This is a genomic window from Bifidobacterium parmae (assembly GCF_002860365.1).
GTDB lineage: Bacteria > Actinomycetota > Actinomycetes > Actinomycetales > Bifidobacteriaceae > Bifidobacterium > Bifidobacterium parmae.
Window position 1 is genome coordinate 1 of sequence record NZ_NMWT01000029.1, and the last position, 24,397, is coordinate 24,397.

The 24,397-nt window shown below is 67.5% G+C and carries 16 protein-coding genes and 1 other RNA gene; 3 read left to right on the forward strand and 14 right to left on the reverse strand.

The window, feature by feature from the left end; genetic code table 11:
* Positions 1 to 147: 147 nt before the first annotated feature.
* The 4 genes from Uis4E_RS10715 to ptsP all read right to left on the reverse strand — a co-directional run bounded on the left by Uis4E_RS10715 (position 148) and on the right by ptsP (position 6,264).
* Positions 148 to 1,665, reverse strand: a complete 1,518-nt coding sequence (locus Uis4E_RS10715; protein WP_101623151.1) for a formate--tetrahydrofolate ligase — start codon at positions 1,663 to 1,665, stop codon at positions 148 to 150.
* A gap of 117 nt (positions 1,666 to 1,782) precedes the next feature.
* Positions 1,783 to 3,402, reverse strand: a complete 1,620-nt coding sequence (locus tag Uis4E_RS10720; protein ID WP_101623152.1) for a C69 family dipeptidase — start codon at positions 3,400 to 3,402, stop codon at positions 1,783 to 1,785.
* Positions 3,403 to 3,729: 327 nt separating this feature from the next.
* On the reverse strand, positions 3,730 to 4,284 hold the full coding sequence (locus Uis4E_RS10725) for a YbhB/YbcL family Raf kinase inhibitor-like protein (RefSeq protein ID WP_101623153.1): 555 nt from the start codon (positions 4,282 to 4,284) through the stop codon (positions 3,730 to 3,732).
* Positions 4,285 to 4,608: 324 nt separating this feature from the next.
* Entirely contained in the window at positions 4,609 to 6,264 is a 1,656-nt protein-coding gene (gene ptsP / locus Uis4E_RS10730) for a phosphoenolpyruvate--protein phosphotransferase (protein ID WP_101623154.1), read from the reverse strand.
* 261 nt (positions 6,265 to 6,525) lie between these two features.
* Between ptsP and Uis4E_RS10735 the strand changes: the two genes are divergently transcribed.
* The gene (locus Uis4E_RS10735; RefSeq protein ID WP_101623155.1) at positions 6,526 to 6,789 is read left to right on the forward strand and encodes an HPr family phosphocarrier protein; all 264 of its coding nucleotides are present in this window, start codon (positions 6,526 to 6,528) and stop codon (positions 6,787 to 6,789) included.
* A 219-nt stretch (positions 6,790 to 7,008) separates the two neighbouring features.
* Positions 7,009 to 8,019, forward strand: a complete 1,011-nt coding sequence (locus tag Uis4E_RS10740) for a LacI family DNA-binding transcriptional regulator (RefSeq protein ID WP_101623156.1) — start codon at positions 7,009 to 7,011, stop codon at positions 8,017 to 8,019.
* 30 nt (positions 8,020 to 8,049) lie between these two features.
* Here Uis4E_RS10740 and Uis4E_RS10745 read toward each other — a convergent pair whose 3' ends face one another.
* From Uis4E_RS10745 to Uis4E_RS10785, 9 genes are all read right to left on the reverse strand, one after another.
* Positions 8,050 to 9,201, reverse strand: a complete 1,152-nt coding sequence (locus Uis4E_RS10745; protein WP_101623157.1) for a DNA polymerase III subunit delta' — start codon at positions 9,199 to 9,201, stop codon at positions 8,050 to 8,052.
* Complete coding sequence (gene tmk / locus Uis4E_RS10750; RefSeq protein WP_101623166.1) at positions 9,198 to 9,935, reverse strand: dTMP kinase; 738 nt, start codon at positions 9,933 to 9,935, stop codon at positions 9,198 to 9,200. The genes Uis4E_RS10745 and tmk overlap by 4 nt, the downstream gene beginning before the upstream one ends.
* Positions 9,936 to 9,949: 14 nt before the next feature.
* Positions 9,950 to 13,087 (reverse strand): type I DNA topoisomerase, encoded by a 3,138-nt coding sequence (gene topA, locus Uis4E_RS10755; protein WP_101623158.1) that lies wholly within the window; start codon positions 13,085 to 13,087, stop codon positions 9,950 to 9,952.
* A 151-nt stretch (positions 13,088 to 13,238) separates the two neighbouring features.
* Positions 13,239 to 14,567 (reverse strand): phosphatase PAP2 family protein, encoded by a 1,329-nt coding sequence (locus tag Uis4E_RS10760; protein ID WP_101623159.1) that lies wholly within the window; start codon positions 14,565 to 14,567, stop codon positions 13,239 to 13,241.
* A 684-nt stretch (positions 14,568 to 15,251) separates the two neighbouring features.
* Positions 15,252 to 15,348, reverse strand: an RNA gene (gene ffs / locus Uis4E_RS10765) — signal recognition particle sRNA small type.
* Positions 15,349 to 15,441: 93 nt separating this feature from the next.
* A complete protein-coding gene (locus Uis4E_RS10770; RefSeq protein ID WP_101623160.1) occupies positions 15,442 to 16,503 on the reverse strand; it encodes a hypothetical protein in 1,062 nt (353 codons plus the stop codon).
* On the reverse strand, positions 16,500 to 17,357 hold the full coding sequence (locus Uis4E_RS10775) for a DUF2614 family zinc ribbon-containing protein (protein ID WP_101623161.1): 858 nt from the start codon (positions 17,355 to 17,357) through the stop codon (positions 16,500 to 16,502). Before Uis4E_RS10775 ends, Uis4E_RS10770 begins: the two co-directional genes overlap by 4 nt.
* Positions 17,354 to 17,770 (reverse strand): hypothetical protein, encoded by a 417-nt coding sequence (locus Uis4E_RS11985; RefSeq protein ID WP_101623162.1) that lies wholly within the window; start codon positions 17,768 to 17,770, stop codon positions 17,354 to 17,356. Before Uis4E_RS11985 ends, Uis4E_RS10775 begins: the two co-directional genes overlap by 4 nt.
* Positions 17,771 to 17,828: 58 nt before the next feature.
* On the reverse strand, positions 17,829 to 19,199 hold the full coding sequence (locus Uis4E_RS10785; RefSeq protein WP_101623163.1) for an SPFH domain-containing protein: 1,371 nt from the start codon (positions 19,197 to 19,199) through the stop codon (positions 17,829 to 17,831).
* Positions 19,200 to 19,423: 224 nt separating this feature from the next.
* Between Uis4E_RS10785 and Uis4E_RS10790 the strand changes: the two genes are divergently transcribed.
* A complete protein-coding gene (locus Uis4E_RS10790) occupies positions 19,424 to 21,766 on the forward strand; it encodes a transglycosylase domain-containing protein (RefSeq protein WP_101623164.1) in 2,343 nt (780 codons plus the stop codon).
* 240 nt (positions 21,767 to 22,006) lie between these two features.
* Here Uis4E_RS10790 and leuA read toward each other — a convergent pair whose 3' ends face one another.
* Positions 22,007 to 23,926, reverse strand: a complete 1,920-nt coding sequence (gene leuA / locus Uis4E_RS10795; RefSeq protein ID WP_101623165.1) for a 2-isopropylmalate synthase — start codon at positions 23,924 to 23,926, stop codon at positions 22,007 to 22,009.
* Positions 23,927 to 24,397 lie beyond the last annotated feature (471 nt).

Consider the following 24,397-nt stretch of genomic DNA (forward strand, 5'->3'; position numbering starts at 1 on the left):
CCCCGCCATAATGGCGGGGTTTCGTTATTGTTCCGCGACGCTATCGCTGCTCGCTGCTACGTACAATCCACCGGACTGTTCGCGTTCCGTGCGACGCTCGCGACGCTATCGCTGCTCGCTGCTACGAACAGTCCACCGGACTGTTCGTCAGACGATCTTCGGCATCGGGGTGGTGAGCGACGTGGTCAGGTTCACGTGGACCAGACCGGCGCCGGCGTGCACCTCGACCTTCTTCAGGGTCACGGCGCGCTCGGCCTCCGGGGCACGGTCGTTGTCGGTCATCGTCGCCGGGGACTTGACCGCGACCAGCGCGAGGTCGGCGAGGGAGAAGCCGGCGGACTCGCACAGCTTCACGGCCTCGTCGCGGGAGGCGAGGAAGCCGTCCTTGAACTTGACGCGGTCGGCCGGAACGCCGTACGCGTGCTCGGCGACCCACTTCACGTTCTCGATGACGGACATGCCCTTGTGGCTGTGCGGGCGGGACGGCATCGAGCCGTTGGTGAGCACATCGACGAACGCGTCGAGCTGCGGGGCGAGCGCCTCGCCGCCGTCGCGGTACAGGTTGCCGATGATCGGATCGCGGAACTCGAGCTTGGCGGCGGTCTCCTTGAGGGCCGGAATCTGGTCGTCCTCGCCGTCCCACAGGTTGACGAGCGGGAACGTCGGGATGTCAAGGCCTTCGAGACGGTTCACGTGGAACGGGTAGCGCCAGGAGAGCTCCGGATCGTCGCGCCACGTGGACGCGCGGGTCACGACGATCGCGGCGGACGGCCACTGCGCGTCGAACTCACGGCAGGCGATGTCGAGCCACTTCTGCGCGCCCGCGTCGGTGCCGTAGCCGGCTTCGACGATGACGACGTCGTGCAGCGCGCACGCCATCTCGACGGAGACGAGCGTCGGGATGCCGATGGACACGTTGGCGAACGGGCCGCCGTGCACGTAGACCGGGGAGCCGTTGACGGTCTCCGTCTTCGCGGGCTTGACCGCGTCGGCGAGGATGCCGGTGATGCGCCACAGGTCGACGAACTCGCCGAACGTGACGGCCTTGCCGTCCTTCGTGCCGGCGATCATCTTCGCGACGCGCTGGCCGATCTCGTCCATCGAACGGGACAGCACGACGATCTGCATGAGCTCGCAGGTCGGGGTGAGCACGACCTTCTCCTTGACGTCGCCCTTGCCGTAGTCGACGGCGATGGAACGCAGGGAGCGGGACGGCACTTCGGAGACGCGCGGCACGAGGATCGTGTCGAGCTTGCCCTCGTCGACGGCCTTCTCGGCGAAGGAGACGAGCAGGTTCTGGGCCGCCTCGATGGCGCCCATCTCGCCGCACAGACCCCAGTCGATGAGCTTCGGGTGGGTCAGGGAGGCCTTGCCGCCGCCGGACGCGCCGCCCTTGGAACCGGCGGCGGTGATGCCCATGCTCGGCTGGCGCAGCACGGCGGCCGCGTCGATGCCGCGCTCGTTGAGCGCGTCGATCAGGGCGATGGTCGTCGTGGTCTTGCCTTCGCCGCGCGACGCCTTGAGCGGGGTGTCCGCCGTGACGAGCACGACCTTGCCGTGCTTGCGCGGGGCGTCGGGGTTCTTCTTCAGGTAGTCGAGGTAGCCGAACGCGTCGATCTTCTCGACCAGGCCATACTGGCTGGTGAAGTCTTCGATGGTGGTCATAGGTGAAACGCCTTTCTTTGTTCCAGCGGCCTCATGGGGCCGTCGAATCATTCACAGAGTGTATATCCGACGCACGTAAACGCGATGCTACGTCTACGCGCGTCGGCCGGCATCCGATCAGAAGTCGGACATGTGGAAGCCGTTCTTCATGGCCATGGAGCGCGTGTACAGCACGGAGTCGAGCAGCTTGTCGGTCTCGGCCTTGAGCTGGTCGGCCATGGTCTGGTTGGCGGCGGCGAGGATTCCGCGCACTTCGCCGTTGCGCACGGCGTCGATGATCGCGTCCGGCTCGAGCGGCTGCACGTCGCCGTCCACGTTGTCCGCCTCGAATTCCTCTTCGGCGGCGGATTCCGCGGCGGCCTCCGCGTCCGTGAGCCCCAGCCGCGCGACCTGCTCGTCGGTGGCGGCGACGAGACGATGCCCGGCGGCGAGCGTCTTCTGCTGGTAGCGTTCGACGGCGTTCGCGGTGTCGGCGAACGCGCCGTCGCACAGGGCGGCGATCACGCGGTTCGCCCAGTAGAAGTTCTCGGTGGTCACGCGCGTCGTCGTGTCGGCGAGGTAGGCGGGGGTGGCGTCCACGTTCGGGTAGAACGGGACGAGCGTGTTGAACGGGTTGGAGCCGTACGCCATCCACTGGATCGCGCGGTTCGCCTGCGGACGGTACGGGCGGATCTGCAGTACGGCGAGCTGGCTCTGGCGGTTGATGCCGATCGGACGGTACATGTGGCGCGTGTGTTCGTCGCCGCGCTTGCCGTACGGATCGTACGGGGTGCCCTGGTAGTGGCCGGACAGCACGTACTTGATGTCCTCGATCGTGATCTTGCGTTCGGGCTGGCGGGCCCACGGGATGTCGTTGTTCTCCGGGCCGTGGTCGGCGTCCGCGCCGTCCCACACCTCGTCGTACGGGTTGAGGAAGCGCTGCATCCACCAGGCGCGCGGCGTGTTGTACACGTGGTCGGAGTCGGAGTGGGAGCCGAACGCGTCGCGCGGGTTGAACGGCGTCGTGTTCTCGACGGCGAGGTCGAGATGGTTCTCCTCGATGAACTCGGCGAGGTCGGCGGAGCACATGTGGTCCTCCTGGTCGCCGAGCGCGTCATCGAGGTCGAACTCGTCGATGCCGAGCTGGTTCGGCATCGTCACGTACGCCTCGTCCGGCACGCGCTTGGCGATCCAATGGTGGCCGCCGATGGTCTCCATCCACCAGATCTCGTTCGCGTCGCTGAACGCGGTGCCGTTCATCTCGTATGTGCCGTACTCCTCGAGCAGCGCGCCGAGGCGGGCGACGCCCTCGCGCGCGGTCCTGACGTACGGCAGGACGATGGTGAGGAAGTCCTCCTCGCCGATGCCGCCGGGGATCTCCGGCTCGTAGTCGGCGTCGCCGGGCGTGCCGTGCGCCGGGACGCGCTCGACGAACGGGTCGGCGCCGAGCACGCGCTCGTTCGTGGTGAGCGTTTCGGTGGCGCTCATCGCGACGTTCGCCTCGTTGACGCCCGCCTCGCCCCAGATGCCTTCCTTGCGGTCCGCGTTCGGCACGGACGTGTACTGCAGCGGATCGTCCGGCAGGTCGATCTCGACGTGCGAGATGACGGACTTGTAGCGTCGCGGCTGGTCCTCGGGCTTGATGACGAGGAACTGCTTCGGATTGAACTCGCCGTTCGCGGAATCCTCGTTGCGGGCGATGATGGTCGAGCCGTCGTAGCTCGCGTCCTTGCCGACCAGAATCGTGGTGCAGGCCATGGTTGCCTAGGTTTCCTTTCGTTGATTGGATACTTGCTCCCGCTGGCGGGAGTACGGACCACCCCCACCCGGCTACGCCGGGAGCCCCCGCCAGCGGGGGCGGAGAGCGGTGTCATACGCCCCGTGGGGCGCAGGAAACGGCATCGCGCGAAGCACGATTCCATCCCCCGCTCCCGCTGGCGGGAGCTGTCAGGCGAAGCCTGACTGAGGGTGGTTCACGGACGCCTCGCACGGGCCACCCCCACCCGGCTACGCCGGGAGCCCCCGCCAGCGGGGGCGGAGAATGATGTCATGCGCCGTGGGCGCGTCCGTTGCGGTCGGGGGTGGTTATGCGCGGCCGGTGAGGAAGATGCCGGCTTGGTCGGGGGTCTCGCCGGCCTCGCGCAGCTTGTGGAGCAGCTCGTTCATCCAGAAGCCCTGGTTGAGCCCGGGCAGCGGGTTCTTCGTGGCGTAGACGTGCAGGTAGTAGTCGTGGTCCTTGTCCGGCGGCTGCGGGCCGTTGTACCGCATGGTGACGGCCGGGTCGTTCTCGCGGCCCACGAACTTGGAGGCGGACGAGTTGCGGCCCTGCACGGCCTCGGGGATCATCGAGGCCATCTGGCGGGAGAAGTCCGGCGGGATGGCGAGCGCGTGCGAGTCGTTGAAGTCGAACATCAACGCGTCGATGGGCAGGTTCGCGACGGTCCAGTGGATCCATTCGAATCCGCACACGGGGATCGAGTCGGGGTCGGTCAACGTCCAGTGCAGGTACTGGGCGTCCGGCGAGACCTCGTCGATGTAGAAGGGGAAGGAGATGACGGGCACGCCGCCCGTGCGGTATTCGGGCGCCGCCGCCTTGGCGAAATCGTCCGGAACCACGGTGAAATCAGCTGAGATCTTCATGCCTCCCAGTGTATCGCGCGGAAACGCGGCAGACGCGACGGACGGGAGATGCCGAAAGACATGGGAGCGCACGGGAGATACGAAAAGGCACGGCCGGCCCGCGGGGAGTGCTCGTCCCGCGGGCCGGCCGTGCCGGAAGGAGGTGACCCGGGCGAAGGGGAAATCCGGGTCACGGAGGAACGGCGCGGCGGGCGATCCGGACGAAGGGGAATCCGGACGTCCCCGCCGCGCCAAGTGTGTTAGCGGCCGACCGAGGCCTCTCCCCCAGTCAACCTTTGGCTGACGGCCCCCTCGTCAGAGGGGACCGAAGGAAGCCGCCGGGAATCAGTCGCCCCAGGCGGGCTTGTAGAAGTCGCCGTTGAGGGCGGCCTCGGCCTTGGCCTTGGCCTCCTCGAAGGTGACCTCGGCCAGCTGGGCGCGCACGTCGTCGAGGGCGACGGGCGTCATCGACAGGGAGTTCACGCCGATGCCGGTGAGGATGACCGCCAGATCCGGGTCGGCCGCGGCCTCGCCGCACACACCAACCGGCATGCCGTACTTGTTGCCGGCGTCCGCGATGGACTTGATCATGCGCAGCACCGCCGGGTGCCATGCGGTCTGGTAGTTGGAGACGGAGCCGAGCGTACGGTCGGCGGCCATCGTGTACTGGGTGAGGTCGTTGGTGCCGATGGAGACGAAGTCCGCGACCTGGGCGACCTTGTCGGCCATCACGGCGATGGACGGCACCTCGGCCATCACGCCGACCTTCTTCAGGCCGAAGCTCTTGCCGAGCTTGACGAAGTAGGCGGCCTCATGCTCGTCGGCGACCATCGGGGCCATGACCCACAGGTCGGCGTCGGTCTGGGCGTCGGCGGCGGCGAGGGCCTTGAGCTGGCCTTCGAGGACCTCCTTGTGCACGCGCAGGGTGCGCAGGCCACGCAGGCCGAGGGCCGGGTTCGGCTCGTCCTCCGGGGTGAGGAACGGCAGCGGCTTGTCGGCGCCCGCGTCGAGCATGCGGATGACGACCTTCTTGCCCGGGAACTGGGCGAGCAGCTCGGCGTACGCCTTGGTCTGCTCCTCGACGCTCGGCGGCTCGGAGTTGCCGATGAACAGGAACTCGGAGCGGAACAGGCCCACGCCCTCCGCGCCGTACTCCAGGGCGGTCTTGCCGTCGGCCGGCTTGCCGAGGTTGGCGAGCAGCGGCACGTGGTGGCCGTCCTTGGTGCCGCCGGCCTGGCCGCGCAGCTCCTTGGCGCGGGCGGCCTTCGCCTTGGCGTGCTCGGCCTCCTCGATCTGGGCCTCGGTCGGCTCGGTGACGACCTCGCCCTTGGCGGCGTTCACGATGATGGTCTCGCCGGTCTTCAGGTCCTCGGCACCGGCCGCGGAGACGACCGCGACGATGCCGCGGGCGCGGGCCAGGATCGCGGTGTGCGAGGTCGGGCCGCCCTGCGAGGTGACGATGGCGAGGGTCTTGGTGAGATCCAGGCTGGAGGTGTCGGCGGGGGAAAGGTCCTCGGCGACGAGCACGAACGGCTCGTCGGACTCGGGTACGCCGGGGGCGGGCACGCCGCGCAGCTCGGCGATGACGCGCTGGCCGACGTCGTGCAGGTCGGCGGCGCGCTCGGCCTGATAGCCGCCGATCATCTTGAACATCTCCTCGACCTGGGCGAAGCCTTCGAGCACGGCGCGCTCACCGGTCTTGCCGCCGTTGACGAGGTTCTGGATGGAGGTGGCGAGGGACGGGTCGGAGGCGAACATGGCGATGGCCTCCAGAATCGGGGCGGCCTTCTTGGCGCCCTCATCACCGTTCTTGGCCTCCTCGGCGCGGTGGTTCAACTCGGCGTTGACGGTAGCGAGCGCCTTGGTGACGCGCTCGTTCTCGACGACGGCGCTGATCGACGCGTCACGACGCACGTCGGCCGGCTCCTCCAGCGGCGGGGCCATGCGGATGACCTTGCCCACTGCGACGCCACGTCCGATTCCGCTTCCGGTGATAACCATGTTGAGCACTCCTTTATGACTTTCGTTTCACCGCCGGCATGCCCGCGGTTCGTTCCGCGGCGGACACCCTCCTGCGCTGCAAGCCTGCCCTGCAAGCGAGTAATCCATTTACCGACATGTGTCAGTATACACAGAAAAACCATTGTAGCAACGCCGGTAATCGTTTTCTGCGTGTCGCGGAAAAACGTGCTATAGTGCTTACCAGCGCACATCAGTGACTGACGCGCGTGAAGGACAACCGTAAGACCAAAGGAGTGCTCCATGGCAACCGCCACCCGTTCCACCGTCATCAACGACCCCGTCGGCATCCACGCCCGTCCGGCCGCCGAATTCGCTCAGGCCGCCACCGCCTCCGGCTGCACGGTCACCATCGCCAAGGGCGACGGCGCCGCCGTCCCGGCCGGCTCCATCCTGTCCGTCATGGGTCTGGGCGTCAAGCAGGGCGACACCGTCACCCTGACCGTCGAGGGCGACAACGCCGAGGCCGTGGTCGACTCCCTGGTCGAGACCCTGACCAAGGCCTGATTCAGACTTCCCGGGCCTAGAACCGGGAATGTGAGGCGATCGTCTCCCCGCCACCACAGCGCATACGCGGCGGGCCGATTCCCCTCCTATTGCAAGGCGAACTCGCCGTCCGCGCGGTATCATGCTGTGCTGGGCGGCGATTTTGTTTTCCCGCGCGTCCACCGCATCACACGCGCACCGCGCACCCCATGCGCACATAACAGGAAAGGGCACAGCACCATGGCCAACCGGGCGGCGAAATCCCCCAGTTCCATCCTCGAGGTCGCCACGTTGGCGCAGGTCTCGACGGCGACGGTGTCACGCGTGCTCTCCGGCCGCCGCGCCAAGGACGACGACATCGCGCACCGCGTGCGCAAGGCAGCCGCCGAACTCAACTATTCCGTCAACTACGCGGCCAGCGCCCTGCGCAGCGACGTGACGAACACGATCGGCCTGGTCATCCCCTCCGCGACCGACAGCTTCAGCGCCAGTCTGCTCGACGCGCTCGAACCGGTCGTCGACTCGGACAGCCGCCAGCTGCTGCTCGGCATCGGCGCGAGCGAGGCCATGCAGGCCGACCGCATCGAGGCGCTTTGCTCGCGCAAGGTGGACGGCCTGATCGCCGTCACCACCGCCGGCAACGACCTGTCCGAAGTGTTCGACCGTTATGCGGACACGATTCCGATCGTGCAGGTGGGCGGGCATCAGCGCTCGTTCCGCACGAACATGGTCTCCATCGACGAGAACACGGCGATGGAGTCGATCATCCGCCATCTCGCCTCGCAGGGCGTCCGGTCCGTCGCCTACCTCGCCGGCAAGGAGGTCTCGTTCGAGTCGGCGGAACTGTTCGCCATGTTCCACACGCAGCTGCGCGCCGCCGGCCTCGACACCGTCAGCGCGTGGAATCGTTTCGGCGATTCGACGGTGCAGCGCGGCTTCGACTGCACGATCCGCCTGTTCGGCGAGAACGGCCACCCGGATGCGATCGTCTGCGCGGACGACACGATCGCGTTCGGCGTGATGATGGCCCTGCATGCGCTCGGCATGAGCGTTCCGGAGGACATCAAGGTGGTCGGCTACAACGATTCCCCCATCGCCTCGGCCACCCTGCCGACGATGACCTCGGTGCGCCCGCCCTACGACCGCATCGTCGCCGAGTCGCTGCGCCTCATCGAGGCGGGTCCCGGCCATCCGAGCCACGTCTCCCTGCCGCCGCGGCTCATCGTCCGCGTCTCCAGTACGAAGCGCTGACGGGCTCCGCGGGCCTGCGGAGCCCACGCGTCACGGGATCAGCGCGCAGAACAGCGCTTCGAAGACGAGCGTCGGATTGCCGTTGCCCATGAGCCGTTTGCGGGCGCGCGCCACCTCGTCGAGCCGCGCCAGCGCCCCCTCGCGGGAGAGCCGCGCCGCCAGCTCGGCGATCGCCGCCCGGTTCTCCAGGTTGATGAGCCCGACCGCGTCCTCCGCGTCGTTCTGCAATACGGCGATGTCGCGGTAGACGGACGCGATCGAGTTGAGCGCGCGGTCGAGCACGTCGCGTCTGCGACGCGTCGCCCGACGCTTCAGGTCGTCCTTCTTCGCGATCGCGTTGTACGCGCCGCGCAGTTTCGGCGGGATGCGGTCGTCCGGCCCGAGGCCGTTGACGCGGCGGAAGTCCGCTTCGGCCTTCGCCGCCTGTCCGGACACGTCCACTTCGGCCTGTGCCTTCGCGTTGTCGATGAGCCGGCCGGCGAGCAGCACCGCGTCGGACGCCTTCGCGAGTTCCAGCACGCCGACGACGAGCTCGTCGCGGTCGGTCATCACGCGTTCGTCGGTCGCGTACAGTTTCGCGATGCCGATATGCCCTTCCGCGAGCCGCGCCGCGCGCCGCGCGAGATGCGCGTCCGCGCCGGCGCTCGACTCCAGATACGCGGCGACCGCGGCCTGCTGCGGTACGGCGAGGTTCACGATGCGCGTGCGCGAGCGGATCGTCGGCAGCACGTCCTGCGCGCTCGGCGCGCACAGCAGCCAGATGCAATGCTCGGCCGGCTCCTCGATCTCCTTCAGCAGCACGTTCGTCGTGCGTTCGAGCATGCGGTCGACGTCCTCGATGATGATGATGCGCCACGGCGCGGTGCTCGGCATCTGCTCGGACACGCCGATCAGCTCGCGCACCTCGTCGATGCCGATCGTCACCTTGTCGGTGGCGAGTACGCTCACGTCCGGATGCGTGCCGGCGAGCACCTGCTTCGTGACCTTCGTCGGCTCGTCGCCGAGACCGTGGTCGGGGCTTTCGAGCGCGGCGGCGAACGCGCGCGCGAGGTTCGAGCGGCCCGATCCGGGAGGCCCGCAGATCAGCCACGACTGCGCGATCTGCTTCGGGTCGCCGGCGGCGATCGTCCTCAGCCGTTCGACGACCGGTCGCTGCCCGATGATCGCATCCCATACGCTCATCGCGGCTCACCGCCCGCCGCCAGCGCCTCGACGTCACGCTCGATGCACGTCCACACCGCGTCGATCGGCTGCGACGCGTCGATCACGCGGAACCGGTCGGGTTCGGCGGCGGCGAGAGCGAGGAACGCCTCGCGCGTGCGGCGTTGGAAGTCGTCGCCCGCGGATTCCATGCGGTCCTCGTCGTGGGTGAGCCGGGAATGGGACAGCGCCGGGTCCATGTCGAGCAGATACGTGCGGTCGGGCAGCAGGCCGTTCGTGCCCCACATGCTCAGTTCGCGGATCTCGGCGGCGGTGAGTTCGCGCCCGCCCGCCTGATAGGCGAGGGACGAGTCGAGGTACCGGTCGGTGATGACGACCGCGCCGCGGTCCAACGCCGGGCGGATCACCTCGGCGACGTGCTGGGCGCGGTCGGCAGCGAAGAGCAGCGCCTCGGCGCGCGGGGCGATGTCGGCGGGGGCGGCGATATCACCGGCCGCGGAACCACCCCCAGTCGGCTGACGCCGACAGCCCCCGCCGGCGGGGGCGGACATGCGGGCCGACGGATCGGCGGTCTCCTCTGAGGGGACGCCGTGGAGGAGGAGGCTGCGGATGGCCTGACCCAACGGGGTGCCACCGGGTTCCCGGGTGACGACGACCTCGCGGCCCGCGGCCTCCAGCGCCGCGCGCAGCCGCTCGACCTGCGTGGTCTTGCCGACGCCGTCGACGCCTTCGAACGAGATGAACAGTCCAGTCATGAGATAGCCCGCCGTCACTTCTTCTTTGCGGTTCTGGAGGTCTTGGGCTTGGCGGCGACGACCGGCGGGCGTTCGAAGCCCTCGTTCGCGGTGAGCCAGTCGATGTCGCCCTTCACGGTGGAGGCGGTGGAGCCGATCTTCTCCGCGATGCGCGTGTTGGCCCAGCCCTTCGCGGCGAGCTTCTTCACCTCGGCGCGGCGCTCGGCGCGCTTCGCCTCGACGGCGCTCACCTTCGGCGCGGCCTTCGCAGCCTTGGACCCCTTGGCGCCCTTCGCCGCGGAGCCCTTGCCCGAGCCGCCGGAACGACCGCCGCGGCCACGCTTGGTCGCCGGTCCCATCGCACGCTTCTCCGCGAGGATCCGGTACGCGTCCGCCGGCTCGATGGTCGCCGGATCGTACTGGCGCGGCAGCGTGCGGTTGGTTTCGCCGTCGGTCAGGTACAGGCCGAAACGGCCCTCCTTGATGACGACCGGCTTGCCGCTCTCCGGGTCGTTGCCGAGCGTGCGGATCGGCGGCTTGGCGGCGCCGCGCCCGCGTCCGCGGTACTTGGGCTGCGCGAACAGGTCCTTCGCCTGGTCGAGCGTGACGGTGAAGATCTCGTCCTCCGAGTTCAGCGACCGGGTCTCGCTCGTCCCGTCCGCCTTCGTCTTGGTCAGGTACGGGCCGTAGCGGCCGTTGTTCGCGGCCACGGTCACGACCGCCGTCTCGCCGGTCTCCGCGTTCGTCTCCTCGTAGGAGCCGACCTCGCGCGGCAGGCTCAGCAGCTTCAACGCGTCGTCGAGCGTCAGGGATTCGGGGCTCATCGTCTTGAACAGGCTCGCCATCTTCGGGCGCGGCGCATCCGACTTGCGCGAACGGCGCGGCGCCGGCTTGCCGGCCGCCTCCGCCTCCTTCGCGGCCTTGCGCGCCGCGGCCTCGGCGGCCGCCGCCTCGGGCGTGACCAGTGCGACGTACGGTCCGAACCGGCCGTTGCGCACCTCGACGGTGCCGCCGGTCGCCGGGTCGACGCCGAGTTCGCGCGGCCCACCGGAATGGTTCTCGATCAGGTCGTGCGCGACTTCGACGGTCAGCTCGTCGGGCGCGATCGTGTCGGGCAGGGAGGCGCGCTTCGGATTGCCTTCCGCGTCCGTGTGCTCCATGTCCTCGAGGTACGGGCCGTAGCGGCCGACGCGCACGTGCAGGCCGTCGCCGATCTCGATGGTGTTGATGGCGCGCGCGTCGATCTCGCCAAGCTGCGCGACCTGCTGCTGCAGGCCCTCATGCGCCTCGTCGGCGCTCTGCGCGGCGCCCGCGCCGGAACCGAAGTAGAAGCGGGTGAGCCAGTCGCGGCCGGTCTCGCGCCCGTGCGCGATCTGGTCGAGGCCGTTCTCCATCTCCGCGGTGAACCGGTAGTCGACGAGCTTGGGGAACTTCGTCTCCAGCAGCTTGGTCACGGCGAACGCCAGCCAGGAGGGGATGAGCGCGCGGCCGCGCTCGTACACGTAGCCGCGGTCGATGATCGTGGAGATGATCGACGCGTAGGTGGACGGGCGTCCGATCTCCTTGGCCTCCAGGGTCTTGACGAGCGAGGCTTCGGTGTAGCGCGCCGGCGGCTGGGTCTCGTGGCCGTCCGCGTGCACGTCGGAGGCGGCGAGACGCTGGCCTTCGCTCATCGGCGGCAGGGACGCGTTCTCGTCCTTCGCCTTGCCGTTCTTGCCGTCCGTGGTGCCCTTGCCGTCGGCGCCGGCACCCGTGCCGGAGGCCGCGTGGCGCCCCTCCCCCGTCGCCTTCATGAAGCCGGGGAATTCGATCACGGTGCCGGACGCCTGGAACAACGCGTCCTCGGCCACGCCCGCGTCGCCCACGCCGGCGGGCGCGGAGAGCTTCACCGTGGCGGTGGAGCCGGTCGCGTCGGCCATCTGCGAGGCGAGCGTGCGCTGCCAGATGAGCCGGTACAGCTTCAGCTGGTCGCCGGGCACCTTGCCCGTGAGCTCGTCCGGATCGCGGAACCGCGCGCCGGCCGGGCGGATGCATTCGTGCGCCTCCTGCGCGCCGGCGGTCTTCGTCGCATACTGCTTCGGCGCGTCGGAGAGGAACCTGGAACCGAAATGGTATTCGACCGCGTCGCGCGCGGCGGCGATCGCCTCCTGCGAGAGCGTCACCGAATCGGTTCGCATATACGTGATGTAGCCGTTCTCGTACAGGCCCTGCGCGGCGCGCATCGTGGCGCGCGAGCTCATGCCGAGACGGTTGCCGGCGGTCTGCTGCAGCGTGGACGTGGTGAACGGCGGCAGCGGGCGGCGGCGGTACGGCTTCGTCTCCATCGAGACGACGGTGAACGGCGCGTCCTTCAGGCGTGCGGCGAGCGCGTTCGCCGCGGTCTCGTCGAGCTGGCGCACGTTGCCGGCGAAGCCTTCCGGCGTGAGACGGCCGTCCGCGCCGAAGTCCTTCGACGTGGCGAGCCGCTTGCCGCCGAGCGCGACCATGCGCGCGTCGAACGTCGCGATCTCGCCGGACGCGTCCGGCGCGGCGAGCGTCGCCGTCAGATCCCAGTAGGGCGCGCGGACGAACGCCATGCGTTCGCGTTCGCGTTCGACGATGAGGCGCGTCGCGACGGACTGCACGCGGCCGGCGGACAGTCCCGGCCCGACCTTGCGCCACAGCACGGGCGACAGCTCGTAGCCGTAGAGACGGTCGAGGATGCGTCGCGTCTCCTGCGCGTCGACCATGTCCGCGTCGACGTCGCGGGTCTGGTCGAGCGACTTCCGGATCGCGTTCTTGGTGATCTCGTGGAACACCATGCGCTTGACCGGCACCTTGGGCTTCAGGGTTTCGACCAGATGCCACGCGATGGCCTCGCCTTCGCGGTCCTCATCGGTGGCGAGATAGAGTTCGCTCGCGTTCTTCAACGCGGATTTGAGTTCGGAGACGGTGCGTTTCTTGTCGCCGTCGACGATGTAGTAGGGCTTGAACCCGTCGTTCACGTCGACGCCGAACTTGCCGTACTTCTCCTTGTCGGCGGCGGGCACCTGACTGGGCTGGGCGAGGTCTCGGATGTGTCCCACCGACGCCATCACGGTGTAGCCGTCGCCCAGGTATCCGCTGATCTTGCGGGCCTTGGTGGGAGACTCCACGATCACCAGCTTGGTGCCGTTCGCGGTGCGTGCTGCCATGACCTCTCCTTCACCTCTCCGTTATCGTCGACTTGTCACTGCGTTCTCGACCGACACCGACGTCGCACGGTGCCGTCGTGCTGTCATCATACTCACCAACGGTGGCCATCCGTGTGTCCGGCTCCGACCGGGCGCGTGGAAGGCGACCGTCTCAACGCCGCTTCGGCGGGGCCGGAGGCGCACCGACGAGACCGAGTTTCGTCAACGGCGCGGCGGTGAGCTGGCGCATCGCGAGCATGAGACCGAACACGAGCGTCGTCGCGCCGGCGATGAGGATGATCGCGGCGGCGACCGCGCCGGAACGCGCCCATTCGGCGCTCATCAGCAGTCCGGGCACGACCTGCCAGACCACGTACGCGCCGTACAGGCATGCGAACGCGCCGCCGGTGATCGCGATCGAGCCGACGACCTGCACGCCGGCGGAGGAGCGGCGTTTGCCGGTCGCGTCCATGCCGGACGTGCGCGTGAACGCGAGCGTGAACAGCGCGACGCCGCCGACGAGCAGGATCGCCATCAGCGCGTCGGACGGACGATGCCATTTGCCGTTCACGACGGACAGCGCGACGAACACGCTCCACAGTCCGCCGACGAGCGCGGCGACCCACCGCCATCCGCGCGACACGGCGAACAGCAGGGCGGTCGCGGCGGCCACGCCGAGGATCGTGTGGCCGCTCGGCGCGGAGTTGCCGGCGTCGATCGTCGTGTGGATGATGAACGGGCGCGGCAGCACGTCCTTGAGCAGCGACGCGGCGAAACACAGCACGCCGAACGCGACGAGCTGGCCGAGCAGCCACCAGCGCCTGCGCACGACCGCGACGACGACCGCGGCCGCGGCGAACAGGATGGAGCCGACGAGCACGGCCACGTGCGAGCCGGCGCCGAGGAGTCCCGCGAACCAGCCGGGCACGTTGGCGGCGAAATACGTTTCGACCATGTCGTCGAACGACTGGCCGGTCTCCGTGTGCACGCCGAACCAGTAGACGCCGAACGCGGCGGCGACGAGCAGCAGACCGAACACGACGCACAGCACGCGGCTCGACGCGCGCGGGCGGCGTGCGAGCGGATCGTCGTCGACGCGCCGGCGACGCGCGCCGCGACGGCCGCCGTCGGCGTCGAGCGCGCGCAGGTCGACGCGTGCCTCGCCGGGCACGGGGGCCGTGCCGGCGGTGCCGGAGATGTCGAGACCGTCCTGCGTGTCGGACACGTCGATGTCGGCGACGTCGGCGATGTCGGACAGGGAGCGGAGCGGGGATGACGCGGACGGGGCGTATGAGGCGGGGGTGCGGGGCGCGGCGGTGCTCCCGATGGGGATTCCGGCCGTCGTGCCGGCGTTGCCTGACGTGCCGGCCGCGGTGCCGGTCGTGCTCGGCGCGCCGGGCAGATCGTCCAACGGTTCGAAATCGCGCAGCAGATTCACCGGCGCATGCGGATCGCGGATCTGCGGGCCTTGGGAGGTCGTGGGTCGCTGTTCGTCACTCATGCCCACCACACTAGCCCACCGTCTCGCCGGCTCGTTCCGGGTCGCATTGTGGCGTGTAGGGGCCGGGTTGGACGGGAACATCCTCCCCGTCCAACCGTGGCGGCCGGTTTCCGGGTCGGGTCGGGTGCCTTCCCCTCAACCCATATCCGCCCGTTTTCCAGGTTGAGTGCGAGAATCAGGGTTCCCCTCAACCCGTATTCGCCCATTTTCCGGATTGAGTGCGAGAATCAGGGTTCCCCTCAACCCATATTTGCCCGTTTCCCAGGTTGAGTGGGAGAATCAGGGTTCCCCTCAACCCATATTTGCCCGTTTCCCAGGTTGAGTGGGAGGACGACACGCCACCCAACGCCGTAACCGGCCGGATCATGGTTGAGTGGCGAAACCGCACGAACCTGAAATCCTTGGAAAATAGCGGTTTTACACGAACACGGCATACACGGGCCATGCCCCGGCCCGGATCCGCGTGCTCCCCCAACCCGCAACCCCGCCTCCACGAGGTTGAGGGACAACGCGATTCTCGCCCTCAACCGAAAAACAGGCCTCCGCCCAGTTAAGGGGAGACAGTTGTCCCGGATAAGACCCATAAAATCGACGAACAACGCCCCGTCACGCGAAGACCCGACCATTCTGACCGGTCTAAAACACCACGTTTGGTTCCTATAGGCCTTATTCCCGGGTCGGGGATATGAAAAACCTCCGTACACCCGTCAGAGGCCGCTTACCCTTGCTGCATTCCTGCCCTGGGGGGTTTGGGCGACATAACGCCGTACGGAGGCTTGCACCACTATACACCATCCCCGGACGAGCCGGCACCTCGAGGGTTACACGCGGCTTCCGCATGAGGAACTTCCCTGGAGACGGTGGAGGTGCGGCGTTATCCCTTCACGGCCCATCCACAGCGTGGACAGGTCGCAACGGTTCCAGGTATGACCTCCACCGGAGCCATGCACATGTCGCAAGCCCGTATGACGCTGCCGGTCCTATGCGTCTGATACGCCTGACGCACCGCATCCGGCGGAAGCGGCAATCCGCAGTCCCTGCACCTCGGGCGGGCATCATCAACGGATACCACTGTTATGTCACCACAGTTCGGACATGTCACGAGAACCTGCACGTCGCCCGCCGACCGTACCCCGCCGCCCGGCTGCGGACGGGGAGGCAGGGGAACGCCCATCGGGGACGGGGCGGCCGGCGGCTGCGGTGCGCCGGAGAATCCGGACGCAGCGGCTACAGGGCCGGGAGCGGGCACGTTGGCGGGCGACACGCCCGGCACAGCCGGAGCACCGGCCGGTGCTCCGTGCGGAACGGACTGGACGGATTGCGTTACCCTGTCCGCGATCTTCTGCGACACATTCGTCACGCCGGCGAACACACGTTCGGCGGTCGACGCGTCGAACCTCTCCATGCAGCTGGGGCATTTCGGCGTCGAGTCCGGCGAGGTGACGACCTTGTCACCGCAGTTCGGGCATTTCACCGTCACGAGTTCCAGCTCGTCGATGATGCGGCGCAGCGTCCGCGTGGACTGCTCGTCCGCCTCGCCGTCGAGCAGCCGTTCCATGTATCCCGGCACGCTCACGCGCGCATAGTTCATCTGGCGTCTGATCACGGAGACGAGGTTGACGATGGCGACGAAAGCGGGCGTCGCCATGAACAGCAGCCACAGGCCGAGAATCACGAGGAACCGTACGTCGCCCGCGTCGATCAGCGGTTCTCCGCTGGCTTTCGCCTCGGCCAGCACACGCACGCCTTCGGGAGAGGTCAGCATCTCGTGCAGGCGGAGCACGCCGCGCACGACGGGCACGACGAGCCCGAACAGGATGACGGCGGAGTACACGCCCATCAGGATGTAGTTCGTCCTGTCGCCGCGGCGTTGAACGGCGTCGACAGGACGTTTCACGGCATTGGAGTTGGTCTTCGCCTTACGAACCATGATCATGCCACCTTTCCGTTGCGGCCGTCACGCAGATCGATCTTCAGGTCCTGCTGGCAGTACGCGCAAAGCACCTTGCGGCCGAGCACGGTGACGCATTCACCGCCGCAGTTCGGACATGACAGCTCGACCCTCGAGCGGACGACGCCGTGCGCCTGATACTGGCCCACCGCGCCACGCACGGTCTCCTCCTCATGGTGCTGCGCCCTCACGGACAGCGAACGGCGCTCCTCCAGCAGCGCCTTCGCCGTCCGCCAATCACGAATCGCGACCCAAACCAGCAGCCCGATGCCGACACACGTGACGATCAGCGCGAAAACCGGCAGCCGCTGCGCCCGAATCACCCCGCTGGCACCGAACAGGAACAGCATCATGCCGAACGTCGCGGCGACGTACAGCGACACGGCGTCCGTCTTCGGCGGCACGATCCCGGCGGATGCCGTGGCTGGAGCGCCGACTCGTCCGGCGTTCCCTGCCGCATTCCCCGGCGCGGGCCGACTCGCGGCACCAGCGCCGGCACCGACCGCCTGCTCGGCGGCTTTGTACTGCTTATCGAGCACCTCGCCGGCCCGGCCGACATCGTTCTTGCCGTCACCGGCGACGTTCGCGTACGAGAGCCCCTGCCGCTGCAGACGCCGCGCTTGATCGAGACTGATCTCACGGTAGCGTTGCCTCAACTCCCGCAACGTGAGTCCGATCATCACTTCGGCTCCGGCGCCGATGAGGAACGTGTACCGGAACAGCGCGGAGAAGTCCGACCCTATGGTGAGCAGCATGATGATCAGCGACAGGACCGTCAGCAGTCCCATGAATCCGGCGAACGCGTGGACGAAGTATCGTTTCAGGAAGAACGAGGTCATCGCGCATCCCCCCATCCTTGCGCTCCGGGACGCGGATCGTACGCCGGACGCGTAGGAGTAGCGTCGGCGGCCTCCTGCGTCTCGCGTGCGGAGACCATGAACCCGATGCCGCCCAACACGATGAGCATGACCAGTTCGGTGACGGCGACGACCTTCCAGCCGACGAAATTCGAGACGACGAGCAGCACCACCTGCACGACAAGATCGCCGGAGAGCGCCACGTACAGCGGCACGCGGCTCATGTGGTCGCGCGGCGGCGGCAGCAGCGCCGGGACGAGGAATGCGAGCACGCCCAGCAGCGTGCATGCGAACGCAAGCCAGAACGACGCCGTATCCGTGTGCGGCAACAGCAGGATGATGATCGCGACGATGACGGCGAGCGCCACGTCGGCGATGAGAAAACGGACTTTCATGGGATGTACCTTCTTCGTTCTTCCGTGATATGCGATACGGTATGCGGCACGTGATGCGCTACATACGCTTGAGAATCTCGTCGCGTTTCGCGTCGTAGACGTCCTGCGGGATGAGCCCGGCGTCAAGCATTCGCTTCAGCTGCGTCATCGCCGCCACGGGGTCGAATTGAGCGGCCGGCTGCTCGGTGTCCGGAGACTGCGGCGTCGGCTGGGGCGCAGACTGTGGCGTCGCCTGCGCGCCCGGTCGATCCGGCAACGGCGGTTGCGGCACGGCCGGACGGGAGGAAGGCGTGCCGCCGGGGGATGCAGGCGTTCCACCGGGCGCTACGGGCGTCCCCGGCACGGCAGCCGGCCCCGCCATACCCGGCACCTGCGGCGTCATCACGTTGAACGCGGTGGCGTTGCCCATCGCGTCGGCCATCATGCCGCCGATCTGGTTGCCCATCGCCATGCCGACGCCCATGCCCATGGTCTGGTTCATCAGGTCGGCACCGGAGCCGGTGTTGGCGGCGGCCGTGTCCATGACGTCGAACATGCGCTGCTGCTGGTAGGCGTATCCGCGCAGTTGCTGGTCCAGCGCCTTCGCCTGGCTGCTGGCGATGGCGGCGTATTGTCGTGCGTCGGTGCGCGTGCGCAGCGCATCCGCGTCGCCCTGCGCTTCGGCGCGCTGTGCTTCGGCGCGGCTCTCCGCATTGGCGACACGGGACGCGAGGGACTTGTACTCCTTGAACGCGATGCTGTTTTCGTCCGGTGAGATGTCTTCGATGACGAAGTTCTTCACGATGATTCCGTATTCGGCGAGCGTCCCCGACACCTTCGGCAGTAGCCCTTGGGACAATCCGTCCAGATACATGGCGATATGCCCCAAATCCACGTTGTTGGCGACCATGACGGTCGCCAACGTGGATTTGATGATGGCGACGGTCTGGTCACGGAACCATGACTGGATGTCCTCGTAGGCGATGACATCCTTCGTGCCGGCGAGGCGTTCGATGAACGGTCCGATCTTCTCGGTGTCGAACGTGACGGTGAAGTTGCCACGCGCGCGGACCGGCAGGGTGAGCGCGCCGGCCATCTTCGAGCCCACGCCGGGCAACGGGATGGGAATCGGACTGGGTGTGCCCCATTTGACGGACATGCGGTCGGTGAGGTTGATGAACCAGATCTGCGACGACCATGGCGACGCGCCTCCGGTCACCATCTTCGTCAGACCGGTGAGGAACACCGGATTGTTGCCGTCGACCTTGTGGCCTCCGGCTGGGAAGACCGATACGACCTGCCCCTGTTTGAGGAACACGGCCACCTGCGACTGCTGCACGTTGATGTGCGATCCCGGACGAAGCTCCTTGTTCGGGTGCTTCCATGCGAAGACGCCATCGGTTTCCGGCCCGTTGTATTCGATGACGTCGAACAGACGGAGAAACGCCATTATTCCATTCCCTTCTTCCCACGGGTATATGTATCCAACATACCGCGCGGCAGCAGTCTCCGCTTGACGGCATCATACCGTGGGCGAGTCGCGGAACGGCCGCAGAAGGACCATGGCATAACCGCCCGGCACTTGTGAGGATTCCGAGGACGAACCGGCCGGGATAGCGTTCACACGGGGCCTACGCACGCTCTTTTTCAGGGCGTGTGGCTACGGTGGTGCTCATGGTTTCACATTCTCGTAACGGCAGAGGGCGTGCGCGCGGGCACGTCAGGAGCACGGCGGAGCGCAAACCCGCCGCCCGCCATTACCGGGGCGGCAATCATCGCGTCAAGGGCGGCAAAGGGCCGAAACTCAAGGGACGCGGCAGGCATCTCGTCCTCAAATGGGTGCTCGGGCTGATCGCGCTCGGGCTCGCCGCGGGCATCGGCACATTCGCATACCTCTACATCACCACGGAGATCCCCTCCCCCGAGAAGATCGCGCTGGCGGAGAACACGACCGTCTACTTCAACGACGGCACCACGGAGATGGGCACGTTCTCCGAGCAGAACCGCGACATCATCGACTGCGCCGTACTGCCCGACTACGTGGGCAACGCGGTCGTCGCGTCGGAGAACCGCACGTTCTACACGGACAAGGGCATCGACCTGCGCGGCATCGGACGCGCACTCGTCAACAACGTGACCAAGGGCACCCGCCAGGGCGGTTCAACCATCACCCAGCAGTACGCGGAACGCTACTATCTGGGCGAAACCACGTCGTACACCGGCAAGCTGCGCGAGGCGATCCTCGCGTTGAAGATCGCGCAGACGCAGGACAAGAGCAAGGTCCTGTGCAACTACCTCAACACGATCTACCTAGGACGCGGCGCGTACGGCATCCAAGCGGCGGCGAAGGCCTACTACAACAAGGACGCGAAGGATCTGACGCTCTCCGAGGCGGCCACGCTGGCCGGCATCATCCCCGCCCCCTCCACGTGGGATCCGGCCGACAACCCGACGATGGCGAAACAGCGCTTCAAGCGCGTCATCACGATCATGCGCGAGGACGGCTACATCACCGCGAAGGACGCGCACGACGCGGCCATGCCGGAAACCGTGCAGACCACCACCGACGACGTCTACCAGGGACCGAACGGCTACCTGCTGCAGATGGTGAGGGACGAGCTGGAAAGCCGCAAGGCGTTCACCAAGGACGAGCTCGACACCGGCGGCTACAAGATCGTCACCACGATCGACAAGTCCAAGCAGGACCTCATGCAGCAGACCGTCAGCCCCTCGCAGAACGGCATGCAGGGCGTCGTGCCCGACGGCATGCAGTTCGGCGCGATGAGCGCCAACCCGAAGGACGGATCCATCATCTCCCTGTACGCGGGCGACGACTACCTCGCCAAGCAGCTCAACAACGCCACGCAGGCCCAGTACGAGGTCGGCTCCACGATGAAGCCGTTCGCGCTGCTCGCCACCGTGGAGGCGGGCGTCAACCTCGACACCACGTTCAACGGCAACTCGTACCGCACGTTCCCCGGCATCAGCAGCACGGTGAGCAACTTCGGCGGCGAGAACATGGGCTACATCAACCTGTACCGTGCCACCGCCATGTCGTCGAACACCGTGTACATGGATCTGCAGACCAAGCTCGGCGCGAAGAAGATCGCGCAGACCGCGCGCACGGCCGGCGTCTCCAACAAGGCGCTCGACGGCTCCGAACCGTTCACCGTGCTCGGCAACAACGCGCTCAGCGTCAAGGACATGACCAACGCCTACGCGACGCTCGCCAACCAGGGCAAGAAACCGACCCTGCACATCGTCGCCAGCGTGAAGAACGGCAAGGGCAAGGACCTCTACCAGGCACCCACCGGCACCGAGCAGGTGTTCACCGCGAACGACACGAACCTCGTCACCAAGGCGCTCACCGGCGTCGTCCAGTACGGCACCGCCACCGAGGCGCGCGGCATCGGCCACAACGTCGCCGGCAAGTCCGGCACGTCGAACAACTCGTACGCGGCGAGCTTCGTCGGCTACACGCCGTCCGTCGTCTCCACGTTCGCCATGTGGTATCCGGACGCGAACGGCAACCCGCAGGAGATCCCCGCGTTCGGCCAGTGGACCGGCGGCTCCGACTATCCGGTGCACCTGTTCACCCAGTACATGAAGCAGGCGCTCGCCGGCACGACGAACGAGACGTTCCCCACCGCGAAGGACACCGGCAAGATCGGCGGCTCCGACGGCACGTGGGGCACCGGTTCGAAGAGCAGCACGAAGAAGAACACCACCAACGAGCAGACGTTGGAGGAGCAGTGCGCCGCGAACCCGCAGTCGAACAGCGCGTGCTCCGGCTACGGCCAGTCCGGCGAAACCACCGGCGGCGAGACCGGCGGCGGCGACACGACCGGCGAGACCGACAATTCCGGTTCCGGCAACGGCGGCTCCGGCGGTTCGGGTGATTCCGGTGACAACGGCAACAGCGGCGGCACCGGTTCCGGCGACTCCGGCAACAGCGGTTCGGGTGATTCCGGCACCACCGGCGGCGGCACCAGCGGCAGCACCGGCACCGGCCAGTAGCCGCAACGGACGGGGCCCTCTGGCGAGGGCCCCGCGTTGTCTCCGCCCCCGCTGGCGGGGGCTCCCGGCGAAGCCGGGTGGGGGTGGTCGCGGCACCCGCGACGCGAACGACCGAACCGAACCACCCTCAGTCCCGCTCCGCGGGACAGCTCCCGCCAGCGGGAGCACGCATTCGCGTCCTTACATACGAAAGTGGCCCCCTCACGCAACGTGAGGGGGCCACTTCAATGGATGCGCGTCTCAGCGACGACCGGCGTTGGCGCGGTTGATCGCGGAGATGATCGCCTTGAGCGAGCTGGTGATGATCGAGGAGTCGATGCCGACGCCCCAGATGATCTGCGCGTCCGCGTCCTCGCCCACCTGGCATTCGACGTAGGAGGCGGCCATCGCGTCCGTGCCGACGGACATGGTGTGCTCCACGTAGTCCATCACGGACGCTTCGATGCCGAAGTTGGCGAGCGCGTTGAGGAACGCGGCGATCGGGCCGTTGCCGATGCCGGACACCTCGCGCACCTGCTCCTCGTCCTTGCCGACGTTGATGCCGCGATCGAGGACCTTCGCCTTGAGCACGGTGTCGGAGCCGTCCTCACCGGAGGAGACGGACACCTTGAGCAGCTTGAGGCGGCCCCACGGGGCGAGCGTGGAGTCGTGCGTGTCGCCGACGACCACGCCGGCGGCGGTCATGCCCGACTGCTCGACCGGCAGGTACTCGTCCTTGAACAGGCGCCAGATGTCCTCGTCCTTGACTTCCTTCTTCGTGTCGTCCGCGTACTTCTGCACGATCTTGTCGAACTCCACCTGCAGGCGCTTCGGCAGGTCGAGGTTGTGGTTCGTCTTGAGCAGGTACGCCATGCCGCCCTTGCCGGACTGCGAGTTGACGCGGATGATCGCCTCGTACGTGCGGCCGATGTCCTTCGGGTCGATCGGCAGGTACGGCACGAGCCAGACGAAGTCGTCGAGGTTGGCGCCGGCGCGGTCGGCGGCCACCTGACGGGCTTCGAGGCCCTTCTTGATGGCGTCCTGATGCGAGCCGGAGAACGCGGTGAACACGAAGTTGCCCGCGTACGGGTGACGTTCGGAGATCTTGATCTGGTTGCAGTATTCGACGGTCTTGCGGATCTCCGGCACGTTCGAGTAGTCGATCTGCGGGTCGACACCCTGCGTGAGCAGGTTGAGGCCCAGCGTGACGAGGTCGACGTTGCCGGTGCGCTCGCCGTTGCCGAGCAGGCAGCCTTCGACGCGGTCGGCGCCGGCGAGCACGGCCAGCTCGGTGGCGGCCACGCCCATGCCCTCGTCATTGTGCGGGTGGAGGGACAGCACGATGGAGTCGCGGTCCTGCAGGTGGGTGGAGACGTACTCGACCTCGTCGGCGAACACGTTCGGCGTGGTCATCTCGACGGTGGCCGGCAGGTTGATGATCATCGGGTGCTCGGGCGTCGGCTTGATGACGTCGATGACCGCGTTGCACACCTCGACGGCGTACTCCGGCTCGGTGCCGGTGAACGATTCCGGCGAGTACTCGTAGTAGAGGTCGATGCCCTTGGCCTCGCCCTCAAGGCTCTTGCACAGTTCGGCCGCGTCGGTGGCGAGCTTCTTGATCTCGGCCTTGTTCTTGCGGAACACGACCTCGCGCTGCAGCACGGAGACGGAGTTGTAGAAGTGGACGACCGCGCGCTTGGCGCCCTTGAGCGCCTCGTAGGTGCGGCGGATCAGGTGCTCGCGGCACTGGGTGAGCACGACGATGGTGACGTCGTCCGGGATCAGCTCACGCTCGATGAGCATGCGAATGAAGTCGAAGTCGGTTTCGGAAGCGGACGGGAAGCCCACCTCGATCTCCTTGAAGCCCATGGAAACGAGCAGGTTCCAGAAGCGCAGCTTGCGCTCGGAGTCCATCGGGTTGACGAGGGCCTGGTTGCCGTCGCGCAGGTCGACGGAGCACCAGCGGGGCGCGCGCTGGAGCTTCTTGCCCGGCCAGGTGCGCTCCGGGTAGTCGAACGGCACCTGCTTGTCGTAGGCGACGTACTTGTTGTACGGCATCCTGCTCGGCTTCTGCGGGTCGCCGATGAAGCGCGCGGGAGGCAGCAGCGGGTCGTTGTTCCCTCCGTTGGACGCTGCGGCGACCGCCGCGAGATCGAATACCGATGATTGATCCTGACCCATCGTTCCTCCTTTGCTTGGTGCGTGGCCGTCTCCCGGCGGCCATTTCCCGCCGGCACCGCCGGCGAATGATTCGTTTACGCGCATGTAACATGCGCAATCCCCCATCCTACCTACGCCGCGTCCCAACGCCTCGCCGGTTCCACCATATAGCGGCGTTTCAGCGGAATTCGTCCAATAAAAGCGTCCGACAGGGACTAGAGTGGGAAGGGCAGGCGGTGTCGCCGCCGGCATACGCACGTGCGTCGCGGGACCGGCGGCGCATGCCAGTCGATTGGAGAGAAGGCCATGACAAATCCCAACGTTCCACTGCCTCAGGTTCCGCTTCCGCCATCATCGGCACCGTCGCCGAACGCCTACCAGCCACAGCAGCCCGCCGCGAACGTGCCGCCGGCGCCCGCGTTCCAGCCGGCCGCCGCGCCCGCGCCGCAGCCGTCGTTCGCCGCGTCGAACGTGCCGCCGGCGCCAGCCGCA